This window comes from Pseudomonas mendocina (assembly GCF_900636545.1).
In the GTDB taxonomy this organism is placed as follows: domain Bacteria; phylum Pseudomonadota; class Gammaproteobacteria; order Pseudomonadales; family Pseudomonadaceae; genus Aquipseudomonas; species Aquipseudomonas mendocina.
Genome location: NZ_LR134290.1, coordinates 1,358,593 through 1,382,802 on the forward strand (window position 1 = coordinate 1,358,593; position 24,210 = coordinate 1,382,802).

A 24,210-nucleotide genomic window follows, 5' to 3' on the forward strand; every position below is an offset into this window, starting at 1 on the left:
GCCGCTATCGAGGATCAGTTTGTGGACAGTCGCTGAGTTCGTGCTGAAGCGTTTCGATTTGCTCGTACAGGCTCTCTACGAGCGTGACCAGCTCTGGATCGAAGTGTTTGCCGGCCTGCTCGCGGATGAAGGCCTGGGCTTTCTCGACGGGCCAGGCTGCCTTGTAAGGACGTGGCATGCGCAGGGCATCGTAGACGTCGCAGATGGCGACGATACGGCCGGAGAGAGGGATCTGGTGGCCGCTCAGGCCGTTGGGGTAACCACTGCCATCCCACTTCTCATGGTGCGTCAGGGCGATTTCCGCGGCCATGGCGGTCAGTTCCGAGGCGTGCTGGTCGGCCAGGATCGAGTAGCCGATGCGCGGATGCTCCTGCATCAGGCGCCGCTCTTCATCGCTCAGCGCGCCGGGCTTGAGCAGGATCTGGTCGGCAATACCAATCTTGCCGACGTCATGCATTGGTGCGGCCTGTCGAATCAGCTCGACCCATTCGCTACTCATGCCGTATGCCCTGGCGATCAGCGCGGCAGATTCGCCGATGCGCACGATGTGGTTGCCGGTTTCGCTGTCTCTGTAGGCGGATGCGCGACACAGCGTGCGCACCAGAGCGCTGTAGCTCTGGCTCAGTTGGGCGGTACGCTCGCGTACACGCTGCTCCAGGGTTCTGTTGGCTTCGTGAAGGCCCAGGGTGGCCTGACTCAGTTGCAGATTGCTGCGTACGCGCAGGATTACCTCAGGCAGATCGACCGGTTTGCTCAGGTAGTCGTTGGCGCCCAGTTCCAGTCCAGTGCGACGGCTGGTGCTGTCGTTGAGGGCGGTGATGATAATGATCGGGTTGCTGCTGCGGTCTCGGCCGGCCAGGGAGCGGAGGATATCGAAGCCATTCGGCGCGGGCATATCCAGGTCCAGCAGCAACAGGTTCCAGGGATTGTGCTGCAACCATTCCAGGGCTATTGCCGAGTCCGAGAAGCTGATGGTATCGCGCAGGCCGAACGCCTTGAGGCTGGACTCCAGCAGGCGGCTGTTGGCGACCACATCATCGACGATGACCACCCGCGATTGGGCGAAGTCCTTAGACAGCATGGGTTTTCTCCTTGCCGGTCAGGTCGCAGACCAGCTGGTGCAGTTCGTTGGGGTCGATGGGGACGCCAAGCAGCGCGCTGGCGCCCAGACCTACCAGCTCTTGCACCTGGTCTTCGCGGCTCAGCAGTATTACCGGAAGGTCGGCCAGCTCTGCACTCTGATGCAGGATGCGCAGCAGATCGCGGCCGTCCATGGCGTCCAACTTGGTGCTCAGCAGCAGTACATCCGGACGCCTGGCCAGCAGTGCCGCCAGCAGCTCGTTGCCATCGGAGAACTGCTGTAGATCGACATCCGCCAGTGCGCTACTGACGATTGCCAGGTTGGTGTCGTCGACATCGCCGTGGTAGACGCAGGCCTGGCGTGCCTCGTGCGGTGCGCTTTCAGGCAGGCTGGACTCGACGTAGCGCGGCAGGTCGATCCAGAACTGGCTGCCCTTGTTCGGCTCGCTGTACAGGCCCATCTCGCCATTCATCAGCGCTGCGTATTCCTTGCACAGCGAAAGGCCGATACCGGTGCCCTGGATGGCGCCGTTTTCCTGGCCCAGGCGCTGGAATGGCTCGAAAAGCAGAGGTTGCAGCTCGGGGGCGATCCCCATGCCGGTATCGCTGATCATCAGGCGCACGTGCTTGTCCATCTGCATGCAGCTGAGTGTCACGCTACCTTTGGGGGTGTACTTGATGGCGTTGGACAGTAGGTTGAGCAGTACCTGGCGCAGGCGCCGTGGGTCTGCCAGCACCTGCAGTGATCTTTCGGGGAAGGATAGCTGCAGGGTGAGACCGCGCGCCTCTGCTTCTGGCGCTACCAGGTCCGCGCATTCGCTCATCAGCGTGACGGCATCCACCCGGGCCATTTCCAGGCGCGGCTGGTCACTCTGCAGGCTCGACCAGTCGAGAATGTCACCCACCAACTGGTTGAGATGGCGGCTGGCCAAGAGAATCTCTTCCAGGTAATCGGTGTCCTGTTTGTTCTGAGGTGCCTGCTGCATGCGCATCAGCTGGGCAAACCCTTGTATGGCATTGAGTGGCGTGCGCAATTCATGGCTCATGCTGGAAATGAACTGGCTCTTGGCACGGCTGGCTTCCTGCGCCTCCTGGCTGGCTCGCTGCAGTTGCGTAGCGTTGCGCTCCAGGCGCTGGCCCATGGACTCGACGTCGTCGATGATGGTTTCCAACTCGTCAATGGTGGTCGCCGGGCGTTTGGGCTTCCAGTTGCCCTGACCGATCTCGCGGAGCATGGAGACGATGCCGCCGATGGGTTTGCGCAGGCGTTCGGTCAGTTCACGGGCACGGCCCCACATGAAGGCGAAGAAGACCAGATAGAACAGCACCAGGCCGGCGATCAGCAGGTAGCCGATGTTGCGGTAGTGGCTGGCCAGTTCGTTGGTCTGGCTGAATACCTCGGACTCATCGACCACGGTGAGCAGATGCCAGTCGGTAGCCGGAATCGTGGCCCAGGCGATCAGGTGCGGACGGCCATTCAGAGGCATGGACAACACGCCACTGTCACGCTGCGCGATGGCTTTGGCGAGATCGACGGTGTCGGTGCGTTTGCGGAGATTGAAATCCTCGGGCTTGAACAGCTCCGAACTGATCGCTTCGTCGTAGGAGTGAGTGGTCAGTTCATCCAGGCCGAAGTCGTCTTCTCCTGCCGGTGGCAGCGCCATGATGTTCATCTCATCGCTGATGATCATGGCGTAGCCGTCCCAGGGCACATTGAGGCTCTGGATGTGTTCGAGCAGCTTGCCCACGGTGATATCCAGGCCGACCACACCCTCGAGGAAATCACCGCGCAGCACCGGCGCCACGGCCGAGAGCATCCAGCCGTGGCCGGCAGGGTCGAGGTAGACGTCGGTCCAGGCGACCTTGTGCTCGGGGTTATGCTTGGCGTCCGCCAGGTAGTAGAAGTTGTAGTCCGGGATCACCATGTCGTGGGGGTACTGCGCAGGTGTGTCGAACCAGGGGAAGATGCGGTTGTAACTGTCCCAGCTGTTGAAGTAGATGCTGGCCACCAGTGGATTCTGCCGCACGGTTTCGCGCATCAGCGGGTCGAGCCTGGCCAGGCGCGCGACCTTTTGCAGGTCCTGTTTCTCCAGAGGGGTTACGTTGGAGTAGAAGGATGCTGCGCCGCCGTCATCGCCAGGGCTATAGCGCACTCCGCTGGGAGTGACCGCCAGTTCCGCCGGTGCGACGGTTTGCGTGTCGTTCAGCGACTGTTGGGTCAGGGAGGCGTAGGTGCTGGTAAGGCGGGCAATGTGCCCCAGCTCGCTCTCGACCAGATGCGCCTCCTGGCCGGCTGCGGTCTGCAGGTCGTTAACGGCTGTTGTGCGCAGGTGGGAGATCTGGGCATCGCGGATGGAGACATTGGTGATCAGGTAGACGCTGATCAGCACCGTCTCCACCAGAATCAGCGGGATCAGCGCAGTTTGTACGAATGCGCGCCATATCCATGTCCGAAGACTGACACTAGAGCCGTTTTGCATGGCGCACGCTCCTGCCGGGCGAACGATGATGTCTATATGATATCTAGGCTTTTCTTAAGTAAGTCTTAGCTAAAGGTAGTAGCTATTGCGCCTGATCAAGGCTGCAGTATCTCCGCCACGCACGGTGATGGACGGCAGGGCGGGTGCCCGTTGACTCGGCGTTCTGTGCTAGTCTGGCCGACCTTTTTTCCTAGCCCCTAGCGGAGCCTTTCATGTCCGAATTCAACTTCAGCCCCGATCTGTCCTCCGATGAGGGCCGCGTCAGCTACGGCATCGGTCGTCAACTTGGTGGCCAGTTGCGCGACAACCCGCCGCCCGGCGTCGACCTGAACGCCATCCTCGCCGGTCTGACCGACGCCTTCACTGGCCAGGCCAGCCGCGTATCCGAAGCTGAGCTGGGCGCAAGCTTCAAGGTCATCCGCGAAATCATGCAGGCCGAGGCGGCCGCCAAGGCTGAAGCCGCTGCGGGCGAAGGCCGTGCCTATCTGGCCGAGAACGCCAAGCGTGAAGGCGTGACCGTGCTGCCGTCCGGCCTGCAGTACGAAGTACTGGTCGCAGGCGAGGGCGCCAAGCCGTCCGCCGAGGACCAGGTGCGTACCCACTACCACGGCACCTTGATCGACGGCACCGTGTTCGACAGCTCCTACGAGCGCGGCCAGCCGGCTGAATTCCCGGTCGGCGGCGTGATTCCGGGCTGGGTCGAGGCCCTGCAACTGATGGGCACCGGCAGCAAATGGCGTCTGCACGTACCGAGCGAGCTGGCCTACGGCGCTCAGGGCGTTGGCAGCATTCCGCCGCACAGTGTGCTGGTATTCGATGTCGAGCTGCTCGACATTCTGTGATTGTTGGTACGCCGACTGTCGTGCTGGGGCGCCTGGCGCACCCTAGCTGACCGGCTAGATGTCCAACGAAACGGGGCGCCCTGGTGACAGGGCGCCCCGTTTGCGTTTCTCTGGGTAGGATGCGCCGCCCGCACCAATCTTTCAGGACGGGCGCAATGCCCGGGCGTAGCAGAACAGGAACAGGCTGCGCACCAGCTCCTTGAGTACGATGGGCTCACTGGAGCTCAGTTCCTGCAGGTCCAGGTCGCCCTGGTCGCGCAGCTCGTCCAAGGCTTCTTCTTCGAGCATGGCGCACACTTCGCCGGTTTCGCGGTTGAGGATGCGCAGGTAGGGATGCGGGCGGTCCAGCCAGGCATCGATCAGGTAGGTCATGGCAGGTCTCCTTGGCCGTCATTACGTAACTGAGAATAATTCCTATTACATAAATAGCAAGGTTTAATTGCGACCTTTTGTCGTTTGCGTGAATCAACGCTTGCGATAAGACGGACTGTGGGAGGGCTGCAGCCGCGACATTCGCCGCTAGCAGGACGTTGGAAAACGTCGGCGAGGCAGGCAAGACAAGGCAAAAATGGCCGAAAAAGCGCAGTTTACTCGCTGTAAATGAGCATTTTGAGGCCATTTTTAACGCGGTATTGCCAACGCAGGTAGTTTTTCAACAGCCTGCTAAAGCGCCTCCCACAGTATCGGTCAGTGTGCCGGCGAAACCTGCGCCTGTTGCTGCGGTTTAGCGTCTGGCTTGGCCAGCAGGCTATACACGCAGGGCAGGACGAACAGGGTGAACAGCGTACCGACGCTCATGCCGGTGGCGATCACCAGGCCGATGTCGAAGCGGCTCACCGCGCCGGCGCCGGTGGCGAAGATCAGCGGCACCATGCCGAACACCATCGCCGCGGTGGTCATCAATACCGGGCGCAGGCGAATGGCCGCCGCTTCCTCGATGGCCTCGCGCAGCGGCAGGCCCTCACGGCGCAACTGGTTGGCAAACTCGACGATGAGGATACCGTGCTTGCTGATCAGGCCGATCAGCGTCACCAGGCCCACCTGGGTGTAAATGTTCATGGTCGAGAAGCCGAGGAAGATCGGGATCAGCGCACCGCAGATCGACAGTGGCACGGTGACCAGAATCACCAGCGGGTCGCGGAAGCTTTCGAACTGCGCGGCCAGCACCAGGAAGATGATCGCCAGGGCCAGGGCGAAGGTGACGAACAGCGCGCTGCCTTCCTGGATGTACTGACGCGATGCCCCGGCGTAGTCGAAGCTGTAGCCGCGCGGCGCTTCCTCGCGGGCGATGGCGGTGATGGTATCGATCGCCTCGCCCTGGCTGACGATGGCCACCCCTTCGATGATCGCCGAGTTGAGCTGCTGGAATTGCTTGAGCTTGGTCGGCCGCGCACGGTCACTGATGCTGATCAAGGTGCCCAGCGGCACCATGGCGCCGCTTTCGCTGCGCACGTAGTAGCTATCCAGCCAGCTCGGATTCTCGCGATAGGCGCGTTCGACCTGGGCGATCACCTTGTAGCTGCGTCCGTCGATGGTGAAGCGGTTGATCTCGCCCTCGCCGAGCAGGCTGGCCAGGGTGGCGCCCAGGTCTTCCATGGATACGCCCATCTGCGCGGCTTTCTCGCGGTCGATGTCGACGACGATTTCCGGCTTGTCGAAGGCCAGGTCGATGTTGAGGAAGGCGAACTTGCCCGACTCCTGCGCGCGTGCCTTGACTCGCTCGGCCACCTGCAGCAACGACTCGTAGTCGTTCGGCGTGTTGATCACGAACTGGAAGGGCAGGCCCTCGCCGGTGCCCGGCAGCGACGGCAGGTTGAAGCCGAAGATCTGCAGGCCGGGGATGTGGTTGAGCTTGGCCTGGACCTCGGGAAGGATCTCCATCTGCGTGCGCTGGCGCTCGTTCCAGGGCGTCAGCAGAAAGCCGCCGATGCCCGACTGTACACCGTCGAAACCATTGATCTGGAACGACGAGTAGTACTCGGGGAAGGTCTTGAAGATCTCCACGAACTGGTTGGTGTAGGCGTTGACGTAGTCGAGGTTGGTCGGCTGCGGCGCGTTGGCGAAGAGGAACACCACGCCCTGGTCTTCCTCGGGCGCCAGTTCGCTCTGGGTGAAGGACAGCAGCACCGGGATCAGCGCCATGACGATCACGCCGAACACCACCACCACCGGGCGGGTATTGAGGGTGCCGTGGAGCATCTTCTGATAGCGCTTCTTGAGTCGGTCGAAGATCAGATCCAGGCGATGGGCCAGGCCCGAAGGGTTCTCCTCGTGACGCAGCAGCTTGGCGCACATCATCGGCGACAGGGTCAGGGCGACGATGCCGGAGATGATCACCGCGCCGGCCAGGGTCAGGGCGAACTCCTTGAACAGCGCGCCGGTCAAGCCTTCGAGGAAGCCGATGGGGCATAGACCGCAGCCAGGGTGATGGTCATCGAGACCACCGGAACGGCGATTTCCCGCGCACCTTCGATGGCCGCATCGAACGGCGTCTTGCCTTCCTCGATATGGCGGTGGATGTTCTCTACGACGACGATGGCGTCGTCCACCACCAGGCCGATGGCCAGCACCATCGCCAGCAGGGTCAGCAGGTTGATGGAGTAGCCCATCAGCTGCATGAAGAACAAGACGCCGATCATCGACAGCGGAATGGTGATCACTGGGATCAGTACCGAACGGAAGGCGCCGAGGAACAGGAAGACCACGACGATGACGATCAGCACCGCTTCGGCCAGGGTCTTCACCACTTCGTCGATGGACGCCTGGATGAACAGCGTGGCGTCGTAGGCGATGGCCACCTTGAGGTTCGGCGGCAACTGCGCCTCCAGCTCCGGCAGGGCGTTGCGCACTTCCTTGATCACGTCCAGCGGGTTGGCGCTCGGCGTGCCCTTGATGGCGATGTACACCGAGGGAATGCCGTCGAAGGAGCTGATCGAGTCGTAGTTGGCCGCGCCCATTTCCACGCGGGCGATGTCACGCACCAGCACGCGGGTGTCGCCGACGGTCTTCAACGGAATCGCGCCGAAGGCATCGACCGATTTCAGGTCGGTGCTGGCGTTGATGCTGGTGACCACGTACTGGCCCTTCACCTCGCCGGCGGCGGAGAGGAAGTTGTACTTGCGCACGGCGCTGTTGAGGTCGCCAGCGGTGACGCCGTACGCCGCCATCTTCACCGGGTCCAGCCACAGGCGCATGGCGAACACCTGGTTGCCGAGAATCTGCGCCTCGGCCATGCCGGGCAGGGTGGCCAGCTTGGGCTGGATTACCCGTGAGAGATAGTCGGTGATCTGCGGGTTGGACAGCTCGTCGCTGTAGAAGCTGACGTACATCAGTGCCGAGGCGTCGGCCGCTTCCTTGGACAGCACCGGGTCTTCGGCGTCCTGCGGCAGCTGGTTCTTCACCTCGTTGGCTTTGGCCAGCAACTCGGTGAACAGACGGTCGCTGTTGGCGCCGATGCGCGCATAGATGGAGATGGTCGACAGGTTCTGCTGGCTCGACGAGGTCATATAGTCGATGCCTTCGGCGCTGGCCAGGCTCTGCTGCAGCGGTTGGGTGATATAGCCCTGGATGGTTTCGGCGTTGGCACCGGGATAGGCGGTGGTCACCGTGATCAGGGCGTTTTCCATCTGCGGGTATTGGCGAATGACCAGCTTGCTGAACGCCTGGAAACCGAGCAGGACGATCAGCAGGCTGACCACGGTGGCCAGCACCGGGCGGCGGATGAAAGGATCGGTAAAAGCCATGGATATTTCCTTGGCCGCCCTGCGGCGGCCTGTCTATCAGCAGTTGCGCGCGTTTTGCGCCCCTCTCCCATTTATCGGGGAGAGGCTGGGGGAGTGGGGCGGAATCAGCAGATGATTGCCCGTTTCTCCTCTTCCTGACCTTCTCCCCCGATGGCGAGCGGACTGGTCGCGCTTGGTCGACGCTTGGTTGAGCAGCCTTACTGGACGTTAACGTTATTGCGCGGTGGCGGCCGGTTCGTCTGCTTTGAGCTGCAGCGCCGGGTCGGCAACGATGGCGACGTGGGCACCGTTATCCAGTTTGAGCTGGCCGGAGGTGACCACCTGCTCGCCGGCCTGCAGGCCCTTGAGGATCACCACGCGGCCGGTACGCCGCTCGCCGGTCTCGACGAAGCGCCGTTCGACCATCAACTGAGCGTTGCCGTCTGCGTCCTTGATCGTCTTGCCGTCGTCGTCCTGCTTTTCCTTCACCACGTACACCGAGTTGCCGTAGAGGGTGTAGGTGATGGCGGTTTCCGGTACGACGATCTGCGGCTGGTCATCCGGCAGCAGCACTTCCAGGTTGGCGAACATGCCCGGCAGCAGTTTCTCGTCCGGGTTGCTCAGGGTGGCGCGCACCTGCAGGTTGCGGGTTTCGTTCTCCACCTTGGGGTTGATCGCGGCGATGCGGCCTTCGAACTGCTCGCCGGGGTAGGCGGCGACGCTCAGGCGAACCGGCTGGCCGACCTGCAGCTGTGGCGCGCGCTGCTCGGGCAGGAAGAAGTCGACGTGCAGGCGCGACAGATCCTGCAGGGTAGCGATGGTGGCGCCCGGCGAGAGGTAGTCGCCAGTGTCGACCTGGCGAATGCCGATGGTGCCGGCGAACGGTGCGCTGATGCGCTTCTTCTCCAGCTGCGCCTTGAACTGCGCGACGCTGGCGCTGGCCTTCTGCAGTGTCGAGGATAGACGGTCGAACTCGCTCTTGGAGATGTTCTGCCGGCTGACCAGGCTGCGCCCGCGCTCGAACTCGACCTGGGCCAGGCTGCGCTCGGCTTCGGCAGTAGCCAGGCTGGCGCGCTCCACTTCGCTGTCGAGCTGGATCAGCGGTTGGCCCTGGGCGACCTTCTGTCCCGACTCGAACATCACCTCGCGGACGATGCCGTCGACCTCTGCGGCCAGGTCCACGCCCTGGAATGCCTTGAGCGTACCGATGGCCGGTAGACGACCCTGCCACGGCTGTTCCTCGGCATGCGCGGCGGACACGCTGATGGCCGGCTGCGGCGCCGAGAACATCTGGATCTGCTGGTAGATGGAGAAGCCCTTGTAGGCGGCGAGGGCGAGCACCACGACGAGTACCACGCCGAGCATGATGAGCATGCGACGGAGCAACATATTCCGTTTCCTTGGCAAGCGGGGAGGGGCCTGGGAATAGGCAAGAGAGGCACATTAGTGCCAGTTATCGCCGCTGTCAAAAGTCTCGGTCGTTCCTGTCGCGAGGCGCGCCCGGTACCCGGGCGTGCCGGTTCCCGCGGGCGCTCAGGAGCCCAGGCGACGGGTCACTTCACCCAGTTGCCCGGACATGTCATGCAGGTTGCGGCTGGCCATCTGCGTGCGTTCGACGTTGTCCTGATTGGCACTGGCAATGGCGGTCAGCTCGGTGAGGTTACGCGAGATGTCCTCGGCCACCGAGGTCTGTTCCTCGGCTGCCGTGGCGATCTGCTGGTTCATGTCTCGAATGGCTTCCACCGCCTCGGTGATACGCTGCAGCATGGCGCCGGCCTCGGTGACCTGGGTAACGCCTTGTTCGCTGCGCTGCTGGCCGCTCTCGATGGCGCGCACGGCATTCAGAGCGCCGCTCTGCACGGTATCGATGATCTGGTTGATCTCGGCGGTGGACTCGGCGGTACGCTGGGCGAGGTGGCGCACCTCGTCGGCGACCACGGCGAAACCGCGGCCCTGCTCGCCGGCCCGAGCCGCTTCGATGGCCGCGTTGAGCGCCAGCAGGTTGGTCTGCTCGGCGATGCCGCGAATCACTTCCAGCACCTTGCCAATACGCCCGCTGTCGCTTTCCAGACGACGGATCACTTCCGCGGTGTTGGCAATCTCGCCGCGGATGTCGGTGATGGTGGCGATGGTCGACTGCATCACCGTGCTGCCCTGGCGTGCCGAGTCGTCGGCATCGTTGGCCGCGTGCGCGGCGTCAGCGGCGTGGCGCGCCACTTCCTGGGCAGTGGCGGACATCTCGTGCATGGCCGTGGCGACCTGATCGGTGCGCTCGAACTGCTCGCTGACGCCCTCGGTCATGCGTGAGGCGATGGCGTTGAGTTCGCTGCTGGCGCTGTCGAGATTCTGCGTACTCTGGTGCAGGTGCTCGGTGGTGCTGGCGAGAAAATCGCGCAGGGTGTTCGCGGCGCGCGCCAGCAGGCCCAGTTCATCTTGGCGGGTGCTCTCTACGCGCTGGCCGAACTGGCCATGGCTGAGCTGATCGACATGGCCGATCAGATGGCGGATGGGAATGATCAGGTTGCGGTTGACCAGCCACAGGCTGAACAGGGCGATGATGAGCGCGGCGACCAGCATCAACACGGTGCCAGCGAAAATGGTGCGCGCGGCACTGGTGTTGATCTGCTCGGCCTGGCTCAGGCTGTTCTGGCGCAACTGCTCGACCAGCGCACTCATCTGCTCGCTGGCGGCGCGGTCGATACCTTTTACGGCCTGATCGCCTGCCGTGGTGTCGGCACCGGCAGCCAAGAAGGCGTCGCGGCCCTTGCGGTAGTTTCCACCGAGGGCCTGGTGTTCGCTGCGCAAGCGCTCGACCTGGGCCTTCAGCGCCGGATCAGCGGTGGCGACCTGAGCCAGCTGGCCGAGAATGTCCTGCACCTTGCGCTCCTGCGCTTCGAACTGGCTCCAGTAGCGCTGCAGGTTGGCACTGTCCTGGCCGCGCAGCAGGACGTTCTTCCATTCCTGCACCTGAATCTTGAATTCGACGTTGGCCGCGTCGATCAGGCGCGAAGATTCCAGCGGCCCATCAAGTAGGCCACGGTAGGACTGAATGCCGCTGGAGAGAAAGCTGAAGCAGGCCAGCGCGGTGATCAGAATCAGCGCCAGACTGCCGCCGAGCAGGGCGAGAATCTGCGCGCGCAGGGATTTTTGCAGGAACATGACGAGGTGCCTCGGGAGCCAGGCGTGGCGGGACACGCTCAGCGTAGTAGGCGAATGTTGCAGATTTGTGAAATGTCTAGACGAGTCGTCGCGGTGCCCGATCAGTCAGGGAGCAGCAGATCATTTCGATGCTTGAATGATTGCGCAATCATCTTAATCTGACTCGGGTTGTCCATTTTCGGCGGCCCACAGGGTGCCGAGTTCATCACGAGGAAGAAACCATGACTGATAACGCCGCCCCACGCGCCGATGACGATCGCATTGCCTGGCTGAGCCTGCGTTCGGTAGCCCTGCCGCTGGCCAACCCGATCAGCGATGCCAAGGTGTTGACCGGCCGGCAGAAGCCGATGACCGAGATCGCCATCCTGATTGCCGAGATCGAGACCCGCAATGGTCATCGTGGCCTCGGTTTCAGCTACTCCAAGCGAGCCGGTGGCCCCGGCCAGTTCGCCCATGCGCTGGAAGTGGCGCCGAACCTGATCGGCGAGAACCCCAGCGATATCGCCAAGCTCTGGGACAAGCTGTGCTGGGCCGGCGCGTCGGTCGGCCGCAGCGGCCTGGCGACCCAGGCAATCGGCGCCTTCGACGTCGCCTTGTGGGACCTCAAGGCACGACGCAGCGGCTTGTCGCTGGCGCGTTTGCTCGGCAGCCACCGCGATTCCGTACGCTGCTACAACACCTCCGGCGGCTTTCTGCATACGCCGCTCGACCAGCTCATGAAGAACACCGACATCTCCCGTGAGAAGGGCATTGGCGGTATCAAGCTCAAGGTCGGCCAGCCCGATTGGGCGCAGGACATCCATCGTGTCAGCACGGTGCGCAAGCATCTGGGCGAGAGTTTCCCGCTGATGGTCGACGCCAACCAGCAATGGGACCGCCCGACCGCGCGGCGCATGTGCCGTCGTCTGGAGCCCTTCGATCTGATCTGGATCGAGGAGCCGCTGGACTGCTACGACGCTGAAGGCCACGCCGAGCTGGTGCGTCTGTTCGATACGCCAATCGCCACCGGCGAGATGCTCACCAGCCCGGCCGAGCATTGGGAGTTCATCCGCCAGCGTGGCGCCGATTTCCTCATGCCCGATGCGCCGCGTGTCGGCGGCATCACCCCATACCTGCGCGTGCAGACCCTGGCCGAGCAGGCCGGCATGACCCTGGCACCGCACTTCGCCATGGAGCTGCACGTGCACCTGGCCGCCAGTCATACGCGCGAGCCTTGGGTCGAGCATTTCGAGTGGCTGGAGCCGCTGTTCAACGAGCGCCTGGAAATTCGCGACGGACGCATGCAGGTACCGACCCGTCCGGGCCTTGGCCTGAGCCTGAGCGAGCAGGTGGCTGGCTGGACGGTGCAGCAGGCGGAAGTCGGCAAGCGCGCCTGATCTTCAGCTCGGCGGATAGATGTCGCGAGCAGCCTGGCGCACGGCCTCGATCACCGCTGGCAATGCGGGGTTATCGTTGTCGTCGCGCCAGACCAGATGCAGCTCCCCGCATACGCCTTTGGGTAGCGGCAGCTCGCGGAAGCACACCTGCTCGAAGCGAATGGCGCTGGCGCTACGCGGCACCAGCGCCAACCCCATGCCGGCGTTGACCAGTGACAGGATGGTCAGGGTCGACCCCAGCGCCTGAACGAACTCCGGCTGGATGCCGCTTGCGCGGAACAGGCCGGTGTGCAGTTCGTTGAAGGGCTGCCAGGCCGTATGTGCATAAAGGATGAAGGGTTGGCCATGGAGCATTTCCAGGGTCGGCCTTTCGTGCTGCGCCAGTGGATGTTCGGTGGGCGCAGCCAGCACGAAGGGCTCGCGCAGCAGGCATTCGCTGACCAGGCCGGGTTGCTGCAAGGGCGCCCGCACGATGGCCAGGTCCACACGCCGGGCACGCAGTGCCTGTACCTGTTCGAAGGTACTCATCTCCAGCAGGGCGATATCCACGCCAGGGCGTTCGCGCTTGGCGGTGGTGATCGCGCGTGGCAGCACGTCGTACACCGCGCTGGCGACGAAGCTGATGTTCAACGAACCGCTTTCACCGATGGCCGCCAGGCGGGCGCTTTGTGCGGCGCGATGAGCCTGGTCGAGCAGTGCCTGGGCTTCGACGAAGAAAGCGCGGCCGGCTGCAGTCAATGCAACCGAGCGGGTGCTGCGGGTAAAAAGCGCTACCCCCAATTGATGCTCGAGCAGCTGGATCTGCCGGCTCAGCGGTGGCTGGGTCATGTTCAGGCGCTCGGCGGCGCGGCGGAAGTTCAGCTCGGCGGCGAGGGTGGTGAAACAACGCAGTTGGGCCAGGTCGAACATTGATTCATTCCAGGTATCAATCAAGTGATCAATTAGATTAGACCTGGATCAATGTGAGCGTCCATCATCTGCCACAAGCCGTTGCAGGCGGCGTTGTAGAGCGCTTGAGGCAATAAGCGGGAAGGGAAAAAGGACCGCCCCCTGAGCAGAGGGGGCGGTGAGTGGATCAGGTACGCAGGATTTCGTTGATCGCGCTGGGTTTGGGACGCAGCGCGCTGAATACCTGCCAGAGCACGAACACCAGCGCCAGACCCAGGAAGGTGCCGGCGATGGGGTTGGTGAAGAAGTCGGTGAAGCTGCCGTCCGACAGCATCAGGCCGCGGCGCAGGTTGGTTTCCGCCATCGGCCCGAGGATGAAGCCGATGATGAACGGCGCGGCCGGCATACCAGCCTTGACGAAGCCATAGCCGAGCAGACCGAACAGCAGGATCGACCAGACGTCGAACAGGCGGCTGGACAGACCGAAGGCACCGACTACGCACAGCACCAGGATGATCGGCAACAGGATGTGCTTAGGCACGTCGAGTAGCTTGATGAATAGGCGCAGGCCGTAGAACTCCATGAACAGCATCATGAAGGTGGCGACGATCAGGGCGGCAAAAATGGTGTACACCAGCGGACCCTGACTGATGAACAGCAGGGGGCCTGGCTGGATGCCGTGGATCAGGAAGCCGCCAAGCATGATCGCGGTAACAGTGTCACCCGGGATGCCGAGGGTCATCAGCGGCATCATGGCACCACCGATACCGGCGTTGTTGGCGGTCTCACTGGCCACCACGCCGCCGATGTTGCCCTTGCCGTAGGTGTCACCGTCTTTCGCACGCTTCTTGGCGATGATGTAAGACACCAGGTTCGAGGTGCCCGCGCCGATGCCCGGCAGGATACCGATGCCCAGGCCGATCAGGCCGGAGCGGCCAGCGTTGGGCAGTTGCTCGCGGAATTCCTTGAGCGAGAAGCCAAAGCCCTTGATGTTCTTCATGCTCACCGACTTGGCCTTGCCCTGCACGGCATGGCGACCTGTTTCGGCCAGCTTGATGATTTCGGCCACGGCGAACATGCCGATCATCACTGTCAGCATCGAGAAGCCGCCATTGAGCTCGCTGACGCCGAAGGTGAAGCGGCGAATGGCTTCGACCGGGGCGATGCCCACGGTGGACACGGCGATACCCAGCGCACCGGCGAACAGGCCCTTGACCATGGAGCCAGCCGACAGGGTGGCGATCAGTGTCAGGGAGAACACGGCGATGGCGAAGTATTCATGGGGCCCGAAGCTCAGGGCCACCTTGGCCAGCTGCGGAGCGATGAACATCAGCGCCGCGATACTGAAGATGGTGCCGAGGAACGAGAACACGATACCCACGCCCAGCGCCTTGACGCCGTGGCCCTGTTCCATCAGTGGCCCGCCGTCGAATACCGTGGCGATCGATGAGGGCGTTCCGGGAATCTTCAACAGAATCGCCGAGATAAGCCCCCCGGACGTGGCCCCAATGAACAGCGCGACCAGGAGCGACAGGCCGGCTTGCGGGCCCATGGTGAAGGTCAGCGGCAGACACAGGGCTACGGCCATGGTGGCCGACAGGCCTGGCACGGCGCCGAAAACGATGCCCATGGCCACGCCAATGGCCATCAGCATCAGAATGTTCAATGAGAAGACGGCACCGAAGCCTTGCTGCAGTAATTCGAGCATGGTCGATCCTCAGAGGAAGTTGTTCAGCAGGCCAGCGGGCAGCAACAGGTCGAAGGCCTCGCGGAACAGCAGGAAGATGACGGCCGAGCAGGTTACTGCGATTAGCAGATAGGCTACATGCCGGGGTTTTTGCGTCACGGGTGTGAGCACCAGAAACTGCAGGTACAGGTAGATCACTGTCATGATTGGAAACCCGACCGGGCCGAGCAGCGCCATGTAGCCCAGGATCAGGCCCAGGGTCAGTAGCACGGTTTTCGGTTCGATGACCTCGCGAGGTACTTCTTCCTTGGGCACTTCTGGCAGGTCGCTGGGTGTTGTAGCAGGGGCAGTCGTTTCGGCGTCTGGCATTTTCCTGGACAGGGCGCTGATCACTTGGAACGCGCCCAGCAGGGTCAGAAAACCGGCCAGCAGTACGGGTAGGGTGCCGGCATCAATGCCGTCATGCCCAGGAAGCTGATAAGCCATCACCATGTAGGCGAGGCTGACGGCGATCATGGCGATGCCGACGATCAGCTCTTTCTTTTTTGCGGTGGTGCTCATGTGAAACCTCGAAAAACGAATACACAGCGCCGGCCCATTCATTGGGCCGGCGCTGCGTCATGACTCACTTGGCCTGGCGCAGTTGATCCTTGAACTGCATGAAGTCTTCGCGGGTCTTGGCCAGAATCTGCTTGGCGTCTTCGGTGGCGAAGAACGCGACCGGCTGCTTGAACTTCTTCAGGTCTTCAGCGTAAGCAGGCTTCTCGGTGATCTGCTGCATGATGTCAGACATCTTTTTGACGATCGCCGGATCGGTGCCTTTCGGGAAGGCGACCACGTACGGCTTGTCCAGAGTGATGTCCAGGCCTTGCTCCTTGAGGGTCGGTACGTCAGGGATCAGCGCGTTGCGCTCGGCGTTAGGTTGGCCCAGAGCGACCATCTGGCCACCGCTGACGTAGTCCTGAACGGCGCCATAGCTCATTGCGCCCAGATCAAGACGACCACCGAGCATGCCCACTACGCGGTCAGACACAGTGCCGCCGTCGACCATTTTCAGTTTGGTACCGGTGAGCTTTTCCAGCTGCAGGCCCTGCACGTGAGAGAAGTTACCGATCTCGGTGCCGTAGGTGATGCTGCCCGGATTGGCCTTGGCCTTCTCGATCAGGTCTTTCATGCTGGTGATGCCGGACTGTTTGTTAGCGACGAAAACTGCGCTCTTGTCCACGCCGGCGATGCAGGAGACATCGAAGGCTTCGTAGCTGTCTTCGGTCAGGCCGGCCACTTCGTTGACGATCAGTTGGCCCGGGTGAGTAAAGAGGATGGTGTTGCCGTCCGGCGCTGCGCCCTTGACCTGTTCGGCCGCCAGGGTGCCCCCGCCGCCAGCGACGTTGGTCACCACCATGGTCTTGCCGGTAATCTCGTTGAAGTACTTGGCCATCATGCGGGCGTTGAAGTCGGTGTCGCCACCGGGGTTGGCGATAACCACCACCTGGATTGGGCGAGTCGGCCAGTTGACTTCATCGGCGAAAGTGGCGGCATGGGTGACCAGGGCACCGACACCGACCAGGGCAGAGAGCAGAGAAGCGCGGAATGTTTTTTTCATTGGAATACTCCGGGTTGGGATAAAAAGCCGCGCGAGTCAGTCGCGGCCTAGGCTGGGACGTTTCGGGTCATACTGCCAACCCGGAACCAGGTACTGCATGGCCATGGCGTCGTCACGCGCGCCGTTGGCCACCTTCTTGTAAAGCTCATGTGCGGCCATGATCCGCTCCATGTCCGGCTCGATACCGAGGCCGGGTTTGTCCGAGACCTGCACCTGGCCGCCTACGATCTGCAGCGGCTCGCAGGTCAGGCGCTCCTCGCCTTCCTGCCAGATCCAGTGCGTATCGATGGCGGTGACGCGGCCCGGTACGGCGGCGGCGGCATGGGTGAACATGGCCAGGGAAATATCGAAGTGGTTGTTCGAATGCGAACCCCAGGTCAGGCCGAACTCTTCACAGACCTGGCCGAGGCGTACGGCGCCCTGCATGGTCCAGAAGTGCGGGTCGGCCAGGGGGATGTCGACGGCTTCCAGGCGCAGCGAATGCCCCATCTGCCGCCAGTCTGTGGCGACCATGTTGGTGGCGGTGGGAATGCCGGTGGCACGCTTGAATTCGGCCATCACCTCGCGGCCCGAGTAGCCGTTTTCCGGGCCGCAGGGGTCCTCGGCATAGGTCAGCACATGGTTCTGGCCCTGACACAGGGCGATGGCCTCATCCAGCGACCAGGCGCCATTGGGATCGAGGGTCACGCGGGCCTCGGGGAAGCGCGCCTTGATCGCACGGATCGCGTCCATCTCCTCGGCGCCACGCATCACGCCGCCCTTGAGCTTGAAGTCGTTGAAGCCGTAGCGCGCATGCGCCGCCTCGGCCAGGCGGGCAATGGCCTCTGGCGTCAGTGCGGCCTGATGGCGCAGGTGGTACCAGTCGTCCGCCGAGCCCTTGCCGGCGAGGTAGGGTAGATCGGTGCGCTGGCGCTCACCTATATAGAAGAGGTAAGCGAGCATCGGCACGCTATCGCGTTGCTGGCCGCTGCCGAGCAGCTCGGCCACCGGCACGTCGAGATGCTGGCCGAGCAGATCGAGCAGGGCGGCTTCGACCGCGGTGATCACGTTGTCCAGGCGCAGGTTGATCTCGTGCGGTTGCTTGAGTACACGAGCTTCGGACTCGGAGGTGACCTGATGCTGAGTGGTCTGCGGCCCCTTGGCCGGGCCGGCGATGGCCTGGCGCAGGCGATTGAGCACATGGTTGTAACGGCCGACCGATTGGCCGATCACCAGTTCGCGGCAGCGCTCCAGGGCCTGGCGGATGCCTTCGCCACCTGGGACTTCGCCGCAGCCGATGCGCCCGGCATTGTCCTTGAGCAGCACCAGATTGCGGGTGAAATAGGGGGCGTGGGCGCCGCACAGGTTGAGCAGCATGCTGTCATGGCCGGCGACCGGAATGACCTGCATCTCGACGATCTGGGGTGTGCTGCTGCGGGGGGCTTCGTACATCTTGGCTGGGGCTCCGATACTGGTGCGGCCCTCGGCCGCAATGGCGAAGGTACGGTTCAGTCGTGCACCGGGATCAGCAGGCGATCCTCGCTGCAGCAAGCAAGAGCATGGGCAAAGAAGGCAACGAAGCCCGCGCGGAATACGCTGTTCGGGCGGCCGCTGGCATCGGTGCAATGACCAGCACGATGGCAGGGCAGGGCGGCAGTGAAGGTCTGTGACATGACCTGGGCCTCGTTTGTTTTTATTGGAATGTCATAGGTTGTCGTATGACTTGGTGAAATTAGTACCAGCCTGTTCCAGGCCTGTCAACGCTGCTCATGGCGAATGATGATTGCGCTGCCATCTCATCTGGCGCCATGATGGAGCCTGCTCTACGCTTGGCTCTAGCGCTTGAGGTGCGGTTTTGTGGCCAGGTCGGACGACGGCGAAAAAACTTCGACGAACGGACGATACGAAAACTGGTGTTTTTTTTGTTGTTGTACGATAACGTATCTCTACAGCTGCGGCTGACGTAATTCCTCACAACTCGCTTTACAGGGTGTTCGCATAATGAATCCACAAGAACTTAAGTCCATCCTCTCCTCCGGTCTGCTGTCTTTCCCGGTGACCGACTTCGATGCTGCCGGTGATTTCAACCAGGCTGGCTACATCCGCCGCCTCGAGTGGCTGGCACCTTACGGTGCTTCCGCTCTGTTCGCTGCCGGCGGTACAGGCGAGTTCTTCTCCCTGGCGCCGGACGAATACAGCGCCGTGATCAAGACTGCCGTAGATACCTGCGAGAAGTCCGTACCGATCCTGGCTGGCGTTGGCGGCCCGACCCGCGTTGCCATCCAGATGGCGCAGGAAGCCGAGCGCCTGGGCGCCAAGGGCCTGCTGCTGCTGCCGCACTATCTGACCGAAGCCTCGCAGGACGGCGTTGCCGCTCACGTCGAGCAGGTGTGCAAGTCGGTGAACATCGGCGTGGTGATCTACAACCGCAACGTCTGCCGCCTCAACGCCAATCTGCTGGAACAACTGGCCGAGCGTTGCCCGAACCTGATCGGCTACAAGGACGGCCTGGGTGACATCGAGCTGATGGTGTCGATCCGTCGTCGCCTGGGCGAGCGCCTGACCTACCTCGGCGGCCTGCCGACCGCTGAAGTCTATGCCGCCGCCTACAGGGCGCTGGGTGTGCCGGTTTATTCCTCGGCCGTGTTCAACTTCATCCCGAAAACCGCGATGGACTTCTACCGCGCCATCGCGGCTGAAGACCACGCCACCGTTGGCAAGCTGATCGACGATTTCTTCCTGCCGTACCTGGACATCCGTAACCGCAAGGCCGGCTATGCCGTGAGCATCGTCAAGGCCGGTGCCAAGATCGTCGGTTACGACGCCGGGCCGGTACGTGCTCCGCTGACCGATCTGCTGCCGGACGAATACGAAGCCCTGGCCAAGCTGATCGAAGCCCAAGGCGCGCAGTAATAGCGCAGAGGGCCGCTCGCTGCAGCGAGCGGCCCAGTCGCGTTTCGGCAGGCCGGGCGCGAGTACGTTGAAACATTGTCGAACCCGCATAAGAACAACAGGGTAACGCTCATGACTTCACAGATTCCTGCCGCTGTCGGCACTCCGCTGATCACCGAGCTGCAAGTCGTACCGGTCGCCGGTCAAGACAGCATGCTGCTCAATCTGAGCGGTGCCCACGGCCCTTATTTCACCCGCAACATCCTCATTCTCAAGGACAGCGCCGGCCACGTCGGTGTCGGCGAAGTCCCAGGCGGCGAGGGCATTCGCAAGACCCTCGAAGACGCCCGCTCGATCCTCGTCGGCCAGCCGGTCGGCAACTACAATGCGCTGCTCAACCAGGTACGCCGCGCCTTCGCTGATCGTGATTCCGGCGGCCGTGGTCTGCAGACCTTCGATCTGCGCATCACCATCCATGCCGTCACCGCGCTGGAGTCGGCGTTGCTCGACCTGCTTGGTCAGCACCTTGGCGTGCCGGTCGCCGCACTGCTCGGCGAAGGCCAGCAGCGTGATGCGGTGGAAATGCTCGGCTACCTGTTCTTCGTCGGTGACAAGGACAAGACCGACCTCGGTTACCGCGACGAGCGCGATGCCGATGACACCTGGGAGCGCGTGCGCAACCAGACCGCGTTGACCCCGGAAACCATCGTCCGCCAGGCCGAGGCCGCACATGCGCGCTATGGCTTCAACGATTTCAAACTCAAGGGCGGTGTGCTGCATGGTGAGGCCGAAGTCGAAGCGATTCGTGCCCTGGCTGCGCGTTTCCCGAATGCGCGCGTGACGCTCGACCCCAATGGCGGCTGGTCGCTGGATCAGGCCATCGCCCTGTGCCGCGATCTGCATGGCGTGCTGGCCTATGCAGAAGACCCTTGCGGCGCCGAGAACGGTTACTCCGGTCGTGAAGTGATGGCCGAGTTCCGTCGTGCCACCGGCCTGCCCACCGCGACCAACATGATCGCCACCGACTGGCGGCAGATGGGCCACACCATCTCCCTGCAATCGGTGGATATCCCGCTGGCTGACCCGCACTTCTGGACCATGGCCGGTTCCGTGCGTGTGGCGCAGATGTGCAACGACTGGGGCCTGACCTGGGGCTCGCACTCCAACAACCACTTCGATATCTCCCTGGCCATGTTCACCCACGTCGCCGCTGCGGCGCCGGGTCGCGTCACCGCCATCGATACCCACTGGATCTGGCAGGACGGCCAGTACCTGACGCGCAACCCGCTGCGCATCGAGGGTGGTCTGGTGCAGGTGCCGAAGACTCCAGGCCTCGGCGTCGAGCTGGATTGGGATGCATTGGCCAAGGCGCATGAGCTGTACAAGGCCAAGGGCCTGGGTTCGCGCGATGACGCCATCGCCATGCAGTACCTGATCCCCAACTGGACCTTCAATAACAAGAAGCCCTGCCTGGTGCGTTGAGCCAAGCCCGCAGTCCCGTAGGGTGGGCTGAAGCCCACCCTACGGGTGTCCGGCTCACCTACGGGCTGAACCTTTCCTTCTGTCTCGCGAGCCTTGCCGATGCCAGATGCCAAACCGGGTCGTGTGCGCTACAGCATCTTGTTGATGCTGTTTCTGGTCACCACCATCACCTTCGCTGACCGTTCCAGTCTGTCGGTCGCCGGTTCGGCGATGCAGGCCGGTTTGGGCATCGATGCGGTGACGCTCGGCTACATCTTTTCGGCGTTCGGCTGGGCTTACGTGATCGGGCAGATTCCGGGCGGCTGGCTGTTCGACCGCTTCGGCACCAAGCCGGTGTATACCCTGGCGCTGTTCACTTGGTCGGCGCTGACCTTGCTGCAGGGCTTCGTCGGCTGGCTGCCGACCACCTGGGCGGTGACCTCGATGTTTCTCCTGCGGCTGCTGGTGGGCTTTGCCAGCGCGCCGTGCTTTCCTGGGAATGCACGCATTATCGCCTCGTGGTTTCCTACCACCGAGCGCGCCACCGCTACGGCCATCTCCAGCTCGGCGCAGTACGCCGCCACGGCGCTGTTCGCACCGTTGATGGGCTGGGTAGTGCAGACGATGGGATGGCAAACGGTATTTATCGTGCTCGGTTGCCTCGGTTTGGCGCTGTCTTTCCTGTGGCTCAAGCAACTGCATGGCCCACGCCAGCACCCGCGTATCGAGGCGGCCGAGCTGGCCCACCTGGAGCGGGGCGGGGCGCTGATCGATCTGGAAGGGCAGCGGGGGGGCAGTGGCGGTTCGCAGTGGCGCTACCTGAGCCTGCTGCTACGCCAGCGTACGATGATCGGCATCTACTTCGGTCAGTACTGCAACAACGCCATCACCTATTTCTTCCTCACCTGGTTCCCGGTTTACCTGGTGCAGGCGCGCGGCATGACCATTCTGGGTGCCGGTTTCGCCGCCGCCTTACCAGCCATCAGCGGTTGTGTTGGCGGCGTGCTGGGTGGTTTGCTGTCCGATGGCATGTTGCGCCGCGGTCTTTCGTTGACCCTGGCGCGCAAGCTGCCGATGGTGCTCGGGCTGCTGCTGTCGAGCAGTATGGTGCTGTGCATTTTCGCAGATAGCGACACCGCCGTGGTGGCGCTGATGGCTCTGGCCTTCTTCGGCAAGGGCCTCGGTTCGCTGGGCTGGACGCTGGTAGCAGACACCTCGCCGCGGCAGATCCTCGGTTTGTCCGGCGGTTTGTTCAACACCTTCGGCAATCTGGCAGCGATCACCACCCCCATAGTCATCGGCTACCTGGTCAGCCGTACCGGATCATTCGATTGGGCATTGGCCTATGTTGGTCTCAATGCCCTGCTGGCGGTCGTGAGCTTCGGCCTGATCGTTGGCCGTATTCACAGGGTCGAGCTGGACGCGGGCGCCTCTGGGCCCGCATCCGGCTCGGTATCCTGAGTGCACAACAGGAGCAAGCATCATGCAGTTGATTCCCCATCAGGATTCGCCCCGTTACATCCGCCTGCACCCGACCGATAACGTCGGCGTAGTGGTCAACGACCAGGGTGTCGCCGCCGGCGGTCAGTTCGACGATGGTCTCAAAGCCGTCGAAGGTATCCCGCAGAGCCACAAGGTGGCGCTGGTGGATATCGCCGAAGGTGGCGAGGTGGTGCGTTATGGCGAGGTCATCGGCTATGCGCTCAAGCCCATCGCCGCCGGCAGTTGGGTCACCGAGCAGGTGTTGCGCATGCCCGAGCCGCCGGTGCTGGACAACCTGCCCAAGGCGACCCTCAAGACCTCGCCCGGCGAGCCGCTGGAAGGCTATACCTTCGAGGGCTTCCGCAACCCGGACGGCAGCGTCGGTACGCGCAACATCCTCGGCGTGACCACCACCGTGCAGTGCGTGGTCGGTGTGCTCGATCATGTGGTCGAGCGCGTGCGCAAGGAAGTCCTGCCCAAGTACCCCAACGTCGACGACGTGGTGGCGCTGTCGCACAGCTATGGCTGTGGTGTGGCGATCAACGCGCCGGACGCGGTGGTGCCGATCCGCACGCTATACAACATCAGCCGCAACCCCAACCTGGGTGGCCAGGCGCTGGTGATCAGCCTCGGCTGCGAGAAGCTGCAGGCCAACCAATTGATGGATGGCGACCAGCTCACCAACGGCATGGACGAGGAAGATTGGCTGTTCCGCCTGCAGGATTCCGGCACCGGTTTCACCGGCATGGTCGAGCAGATCATGGGCATGATCGAGGATCGCCTGAAAGTGCTCGACCAGCGTCGTCGCGAGACCGTGCCGGCTGCCGAACTGGTGGTCGGCATGCAGTGCGGCGGCAGCGACGCCTTCTCCGGCATCACCGCCAACCCGGCCCTTGGCGTGGCTGCCGACCTGCTGGTGCGCGCCGGCGCTACCGTGATGTTCTCCGAGAACACCGAAGTGCGTGACGGCATCCACCTGCTGACGCCGCGCGCCGCTACTGTCGAGGTGGCGGATGCGCTGATCCGCGAGATGGGCTGGTACGACCGCTACCTGCAGCGCGGCATGGCCGACCGCAGCGCCAACACCACACCGGGCAACAAGAAAGGCGGGCTGAACAACATCGTCGAGAAGGCCATGGGTTCCATCGCCAAGTCCGGCAACAGCCCGATTGCCGGCGTGGTCGCGCCGGGCGAGCGCATTCGTGGCAAGGGCCTGTGGTTCTGCGCTACGCCGGCCAGCGACTTCATCTGCGGCACCCTGCAACTGGCGGCGGGCATGAACCTGCACATTTTCACCACCGGGCGCGGCACGCCTTATGGCCTGTCCATGGTGCCGGTGATCAAGGTGGCCACACGCACGCAACTGGCTGAGCGCTGGCCGGATCTGATCGACGTCGACGCTGGGCAGATCGTCTCGGGGCGCATGACACTGGAGCAAATGGGCTGGCACATCTTCCAGCTCTACCTAGACGTGGCCAGCGGTCGCAAGCAGACCTGCGCCGAGCACCTGCGCCTGCACAACGACCTGGTGCTGTTCAACCCGGCGCCGGTGACTTGAG

General features: G+C 62.9%; 17 protein-coding genes and 1 pseudogene. 6 read left to right on the forward strand and 12 right to left on the reverse strand.

The window, feature by feature from the left end; genetic code table 11:
• Positions 1-4: 4 nt before the first annotated feature.
• Positions 5-1,081 carry an HD domain-containing phosphohydrolase gene (locus EL191_RS06225; protein WP_017361802.1) on the reverse strand — a complete coding sequence of 359 codons (1,077 nt, stop codon included), beginning with the start codon at positions 1,079-1,081 and terminating at the stop codon, positions 5-7.
• The gene (locus tag EL191_RS06230; protein WP_041977405.1) at positions 1,071-3,560 is read right to left on the reverse strand and encodes an ATP-binding protein; all 2,490 of its coding nucleotides are present in this window, start codon (positions 3,558-3,560) and stop codon (positions 1,071-1,073) included. Before EL191_RS06230 ends, EL191_RS06225 begins: the two co-directional genes overlap by 11 nt.
• 212 nt (positions 3,561-3,772) lie before the next feature.
• On the opposite strand from EL191_RS06230, the gene EL191_RS06235 reads away from it, so the two are divergent.
• A complete protein-coding gene (locus EL191_RS06235; protein ID WP_013714378.1) occupies positions 3,773-4,402 on the forward strand; it encodes an FKBP-type peptidyl-prolyl cis-trans isomerase in 630 nt (209 codons plus the stop codon).
• Between the two features lie 141 nt (positions 4,403-4,543).
• On the opposite strand, the gene EL191_RS06240 is transcribed toward EL191_RS06235, so the two are convergent.
• From EL191_RS06240 to EL191_RS06260, 4 genes and pseudogenes are all read right to left on the reverse strand, one after another.
• Complete coding sequence (locus EL191_RS06240; RefSeq protein WP_013714379.1) at positions 4,544-4,774, reverse strand: PA4570 family protein; 231 nt, start codon at positions 4,772-4,774, stop codon at positions 4,544-4,546.
• Positions 4,775-5,089: 315 nt separating this feature from the next.
• A pseudogene (locus EL191_RS06250) lies at positions 5,090-8,145 on the reverse strand (multidrug efflux RND transporter permease subunit).
• A gap of 213 nt (positions 8,146-8,358) precedes the next feature.
• The gene (locus EL191_RS06255; RefSeq protein ID WP_017361799.1) at positions 8,359-9,513 is read right to left on the reverse strand and encodes an efflux RND transporter periplasmic adaptor subunit; all 1,155 of its coding nucleotides are present in this window, start codon (positions 9,511-9,513) and stop codon (positions 8,359-8,361) included.
• A 144-nt stretch (positions 9,514-9,657) separates the two neighbouring features.
• Positions 9,658-11,283: a methyl-accepting chemotaxis protein gene (locus EL191_RS06260; RefSeq protein ID WP_041977410.1), complete on the reverse strand. Its 1,626-nt coding sequence runs from the start codon at positions 11,281-11,283 to the stop codon at positions 9,658-9,660.
• Positions 11,284-11,504: 221 nt separating this feature from the next.
• On the opposite strand from EL191_RS06260, the gene EL191_RS06265 reads away from it, so the two are divergent.
• Positions 11,505-12,659, forward strand: coding sequence for an L-talarate/galactarate dehydratase (locus EL191_RS06265; protein WP_041977412.1), 1,155 nt, complete (start codon positions 11,505-11,507; stop codon positions 12,657-12,659).
• A gap of 3 nt (positions 12,660-12,662) precedes the next feature.
• Here the strand turns inward: EL191_RS06265 and EL191_RS06270 are convergent, their stop codons facing one another.
• The 6 genes from EL191_RS06270 to EL191_RS24390 form a co-directional block, all read right to left on the reverse strand.
• Positions 12,663-13,568, reverse strand: a complete 906-nt coding sequence (locus EL191_RS06270) for a LysR family transcriptional regulator (RefSeq protein WP_013714384.1) — start codon at positions 13,566-13,568, stop codon at positions 12,663-12,665.
• Positions 13,569-13,734: 166 nt separating this feature from the next.
• The gene (locus EL191_RS06275; RefSeq protein WP_013714385.1) at positions 13,735-15,255 is read right to left on the reverse strand and encodes a tripartite tricarboxylate transporter permease; all 1,521 of its coding nucleotides are present in this window, start codon (positions 15,253-15,255) and stop codon (positions 13,735-13,737) included.
• A gap of 9 nt (positions 15,256-15,264) precedes the next feature.
• The gene (locus tag EL191_RS06280) at positions 15,265-15,795 is read right to left on the reverse strand and encodes a tripartite tricarboxylate transporter TctB family protein (protein WP_013714386.1); all 531 of its coding nucleotides are present in this window, start codon (positions 15,793-15,795) and stop codon (positions 15,265-15,267) included.
• Between the two features lie 64 nt (positions 15,796-15,859).
• Positions 15,860-16,837: a tripartite tricarboxylate transporter substrate binding protein gene (locus EL191_RS06285; protein WP_013714387.1), complete on the reverse strand. Its 978-nt coding sequence runs from the start codon at positions 16,835-16,837 to the stop codon at positions 15,860-15,862.
• A 36-nt stretch (positions 16,838-16,873) separates the two neighbouring features.
• Entirely contained in the window at positions 16,874-18,268 is a 1,395-nt protein-coding gene (locus EL191_RS06290) for an enolase C-terminal domain-like protein (RefSeq protein ID WP_013714388.1), read from the reverse strand.
• Between the two features lie 56 nt (positions 18,269-18,324).
• Entirely contained in the window at positions 18,325-18,489 is a 165-nt protein-coding gene (locus EL191_RS24390; protein ID WP_164722331.1) for a hypothetical protein, read from the reverse strand.
• Positions 18,490-18,817: 328 nt separating this feature from the next.
• On the opposite strand from EL191_RS24390, the gene kdgD reads away from it, so the two are divergent.
• From kdgD to garD, 4 genes are all read left to right on the forward strand, one after another.
• Entirely contained in the window at positions 18,818-19,729 is a 912-nt protein-coding gene (gene kdgD / locus EL191_RS06295; protein WP_013714390.1) for a 5-dehydro-4-deoxyglucarate dehydratase, read from the forward strand.
• 111 nt (positions 19,730-19,840) lie between these two features.
• On the forward strand, positions 19,841-21,190 hold the full coding sequence (gene gudD / locus EL191_RS06300; protein ID WP_013714391.1) for a glucarate dehydratase: 1,350 nt from the start codon (positions 19,841-19,843) through the stop codon (positions 21,188-21,190).
• 99 nt (positions 21,191-21,289) lie between these two features.
• Positions 21,290-22,630, forward strand: coding sequence for an MFS transporter (locus tag EL191_RS06305; protein ID WP_041977416.1), 1,341 nt, complete (start codon positions 21,290-21,292; stop codon positions 22,628-22,630).
• A 22-nt stretch (positions 22,631-22,652) separates the two neighbouring features.
• Entirely contained in the window at positions 22,653-24,209 is a 1,557-nt protein-coding gene (gene garD / locus EL191_RS06310; protein ID WP_041977419.1) for a galactarate dehydratase, read from the forward strand.
• The last annotated feature ends 1 nt before the right edge of the window (position 24,210 follow it).

Bases quoted from the DNA above. Each gene is read 5' to 3' on its own strand.
- EL191_RS06225 (WP_017361802.1), bottom strand. From the start codon at position 1,081: ATGCTGTCTAAGGACTTCGCCCAATCGCGGGTGGTCATCGTCGATGAT.
- EL191_RS06230 (WP_041977405.1), bottom strand. From the start codon at position 3,560: ATGCAAAACGGCTCTAGTGTCAGTCTTCGGACATGGATATGGCGCGCA.
- EL191_RS06235 (WP_013714378.1), top strand. From the start codon at position 3,773: ATGTCCGAATTCAACTTCAGCCCCGATCTGTCCTCCGATGAGGGCCGC.
- EL191_RS06240 (WP_013714379.1), bottom strand. From the start codon at position 4,774: ATGACCTACCTGATCGATGCCTGGCTGGACCGCCCGCATCCCTACCTG.
- EL191_RS06255 (WP_017361799.1), bottom strand. From the start codon at position 9,513: ATGTTGCTCCGTCGCATGCTCATCATGCTCGGCGTGGTACTCGTCGTG.
- EL191_RS06260 (WP_041977410.1), bottom strand. From the start codon at position 11,283: ATGTTCCTGCAAAAATCCCTGCGCGCGCAGATTCTCGCCCTGCTCGGC.
- EL191_RS06265 (WP_041977412.1), top strand. From the start codon at position 11,505: ATGACTGATAACGCCGCCCCACGCGCCGATGACGATCGCATTGCCTGG.
- EL191_RS06270 (WP_013714384.1), bottom strand. From the start codon at position 13,568: ATGTTCGACCTGGCCCAACTGCGTTGTTTCACCACCCTCGCCGCCGAG.
- EL191_RS06275 (WP_013714385.1), bottom strand. From the start codon at position 15,255: ATGCTCGAATTACTGCAGCAAGGCTTCGGTGCCGTCTTCTCATTGAAC.
- EL191_RS06280 (WP_013714386.1), bottom strand. From the start codon at position 15,795: ATGAGCACCACCGCAAAAAAGAAAGAGCTGATCGTCGGCATCGCCATG.
- EL191_RS06285 (WP_013714387.1), bottom strand. From the start codon at position 16,837: ATGAAAAAAACATTCCGCGCTTCTCTGCTCTCTGCCCTGGTCGGTGTC.
- EL191_RS06290 (WP_013714388.1), bottom strand. From the start codon at position 18,268: ATGTACGAAGCCCCCCGCAGCAGCACACCCCAGATCGTCGAGATGCAG.
- EL191_RS24390 (WP_164722331.1), bottom strand. From the start codon at position 18,489: ATGTCACAGACCTTCACTGCCGCCCTGCCCTGCCATCGTGCTGGTCAT.
- kdgD (WP_013714390.1), top strand. From the start codon at position 18,818: ATGAATCCACAAGAACTTAAGTCCATCCTCTCCTCCGGTCTGCTGTCT.
- gudD (WP_013714391.1), top strand. From the start codon at position 19,841: ATGACTTCACAGATTCCTGCCGCTGTCGGCACTCCGCTGATCACCGAG.
- EL191_RS06305 (WP_041977416.1), top strand. From the start codon at position 21,290: ATGCCAGATGCCAAACCGGGTCGTGTGCGCTACAGCATCTTGTTGATG.
- garD (WP_041977419.1), top strand. From the start codon at position 22,653: ATGCAGTTGATTCCCCATCAGGATTCGCCCCGTTACATCCGCCTGCAC.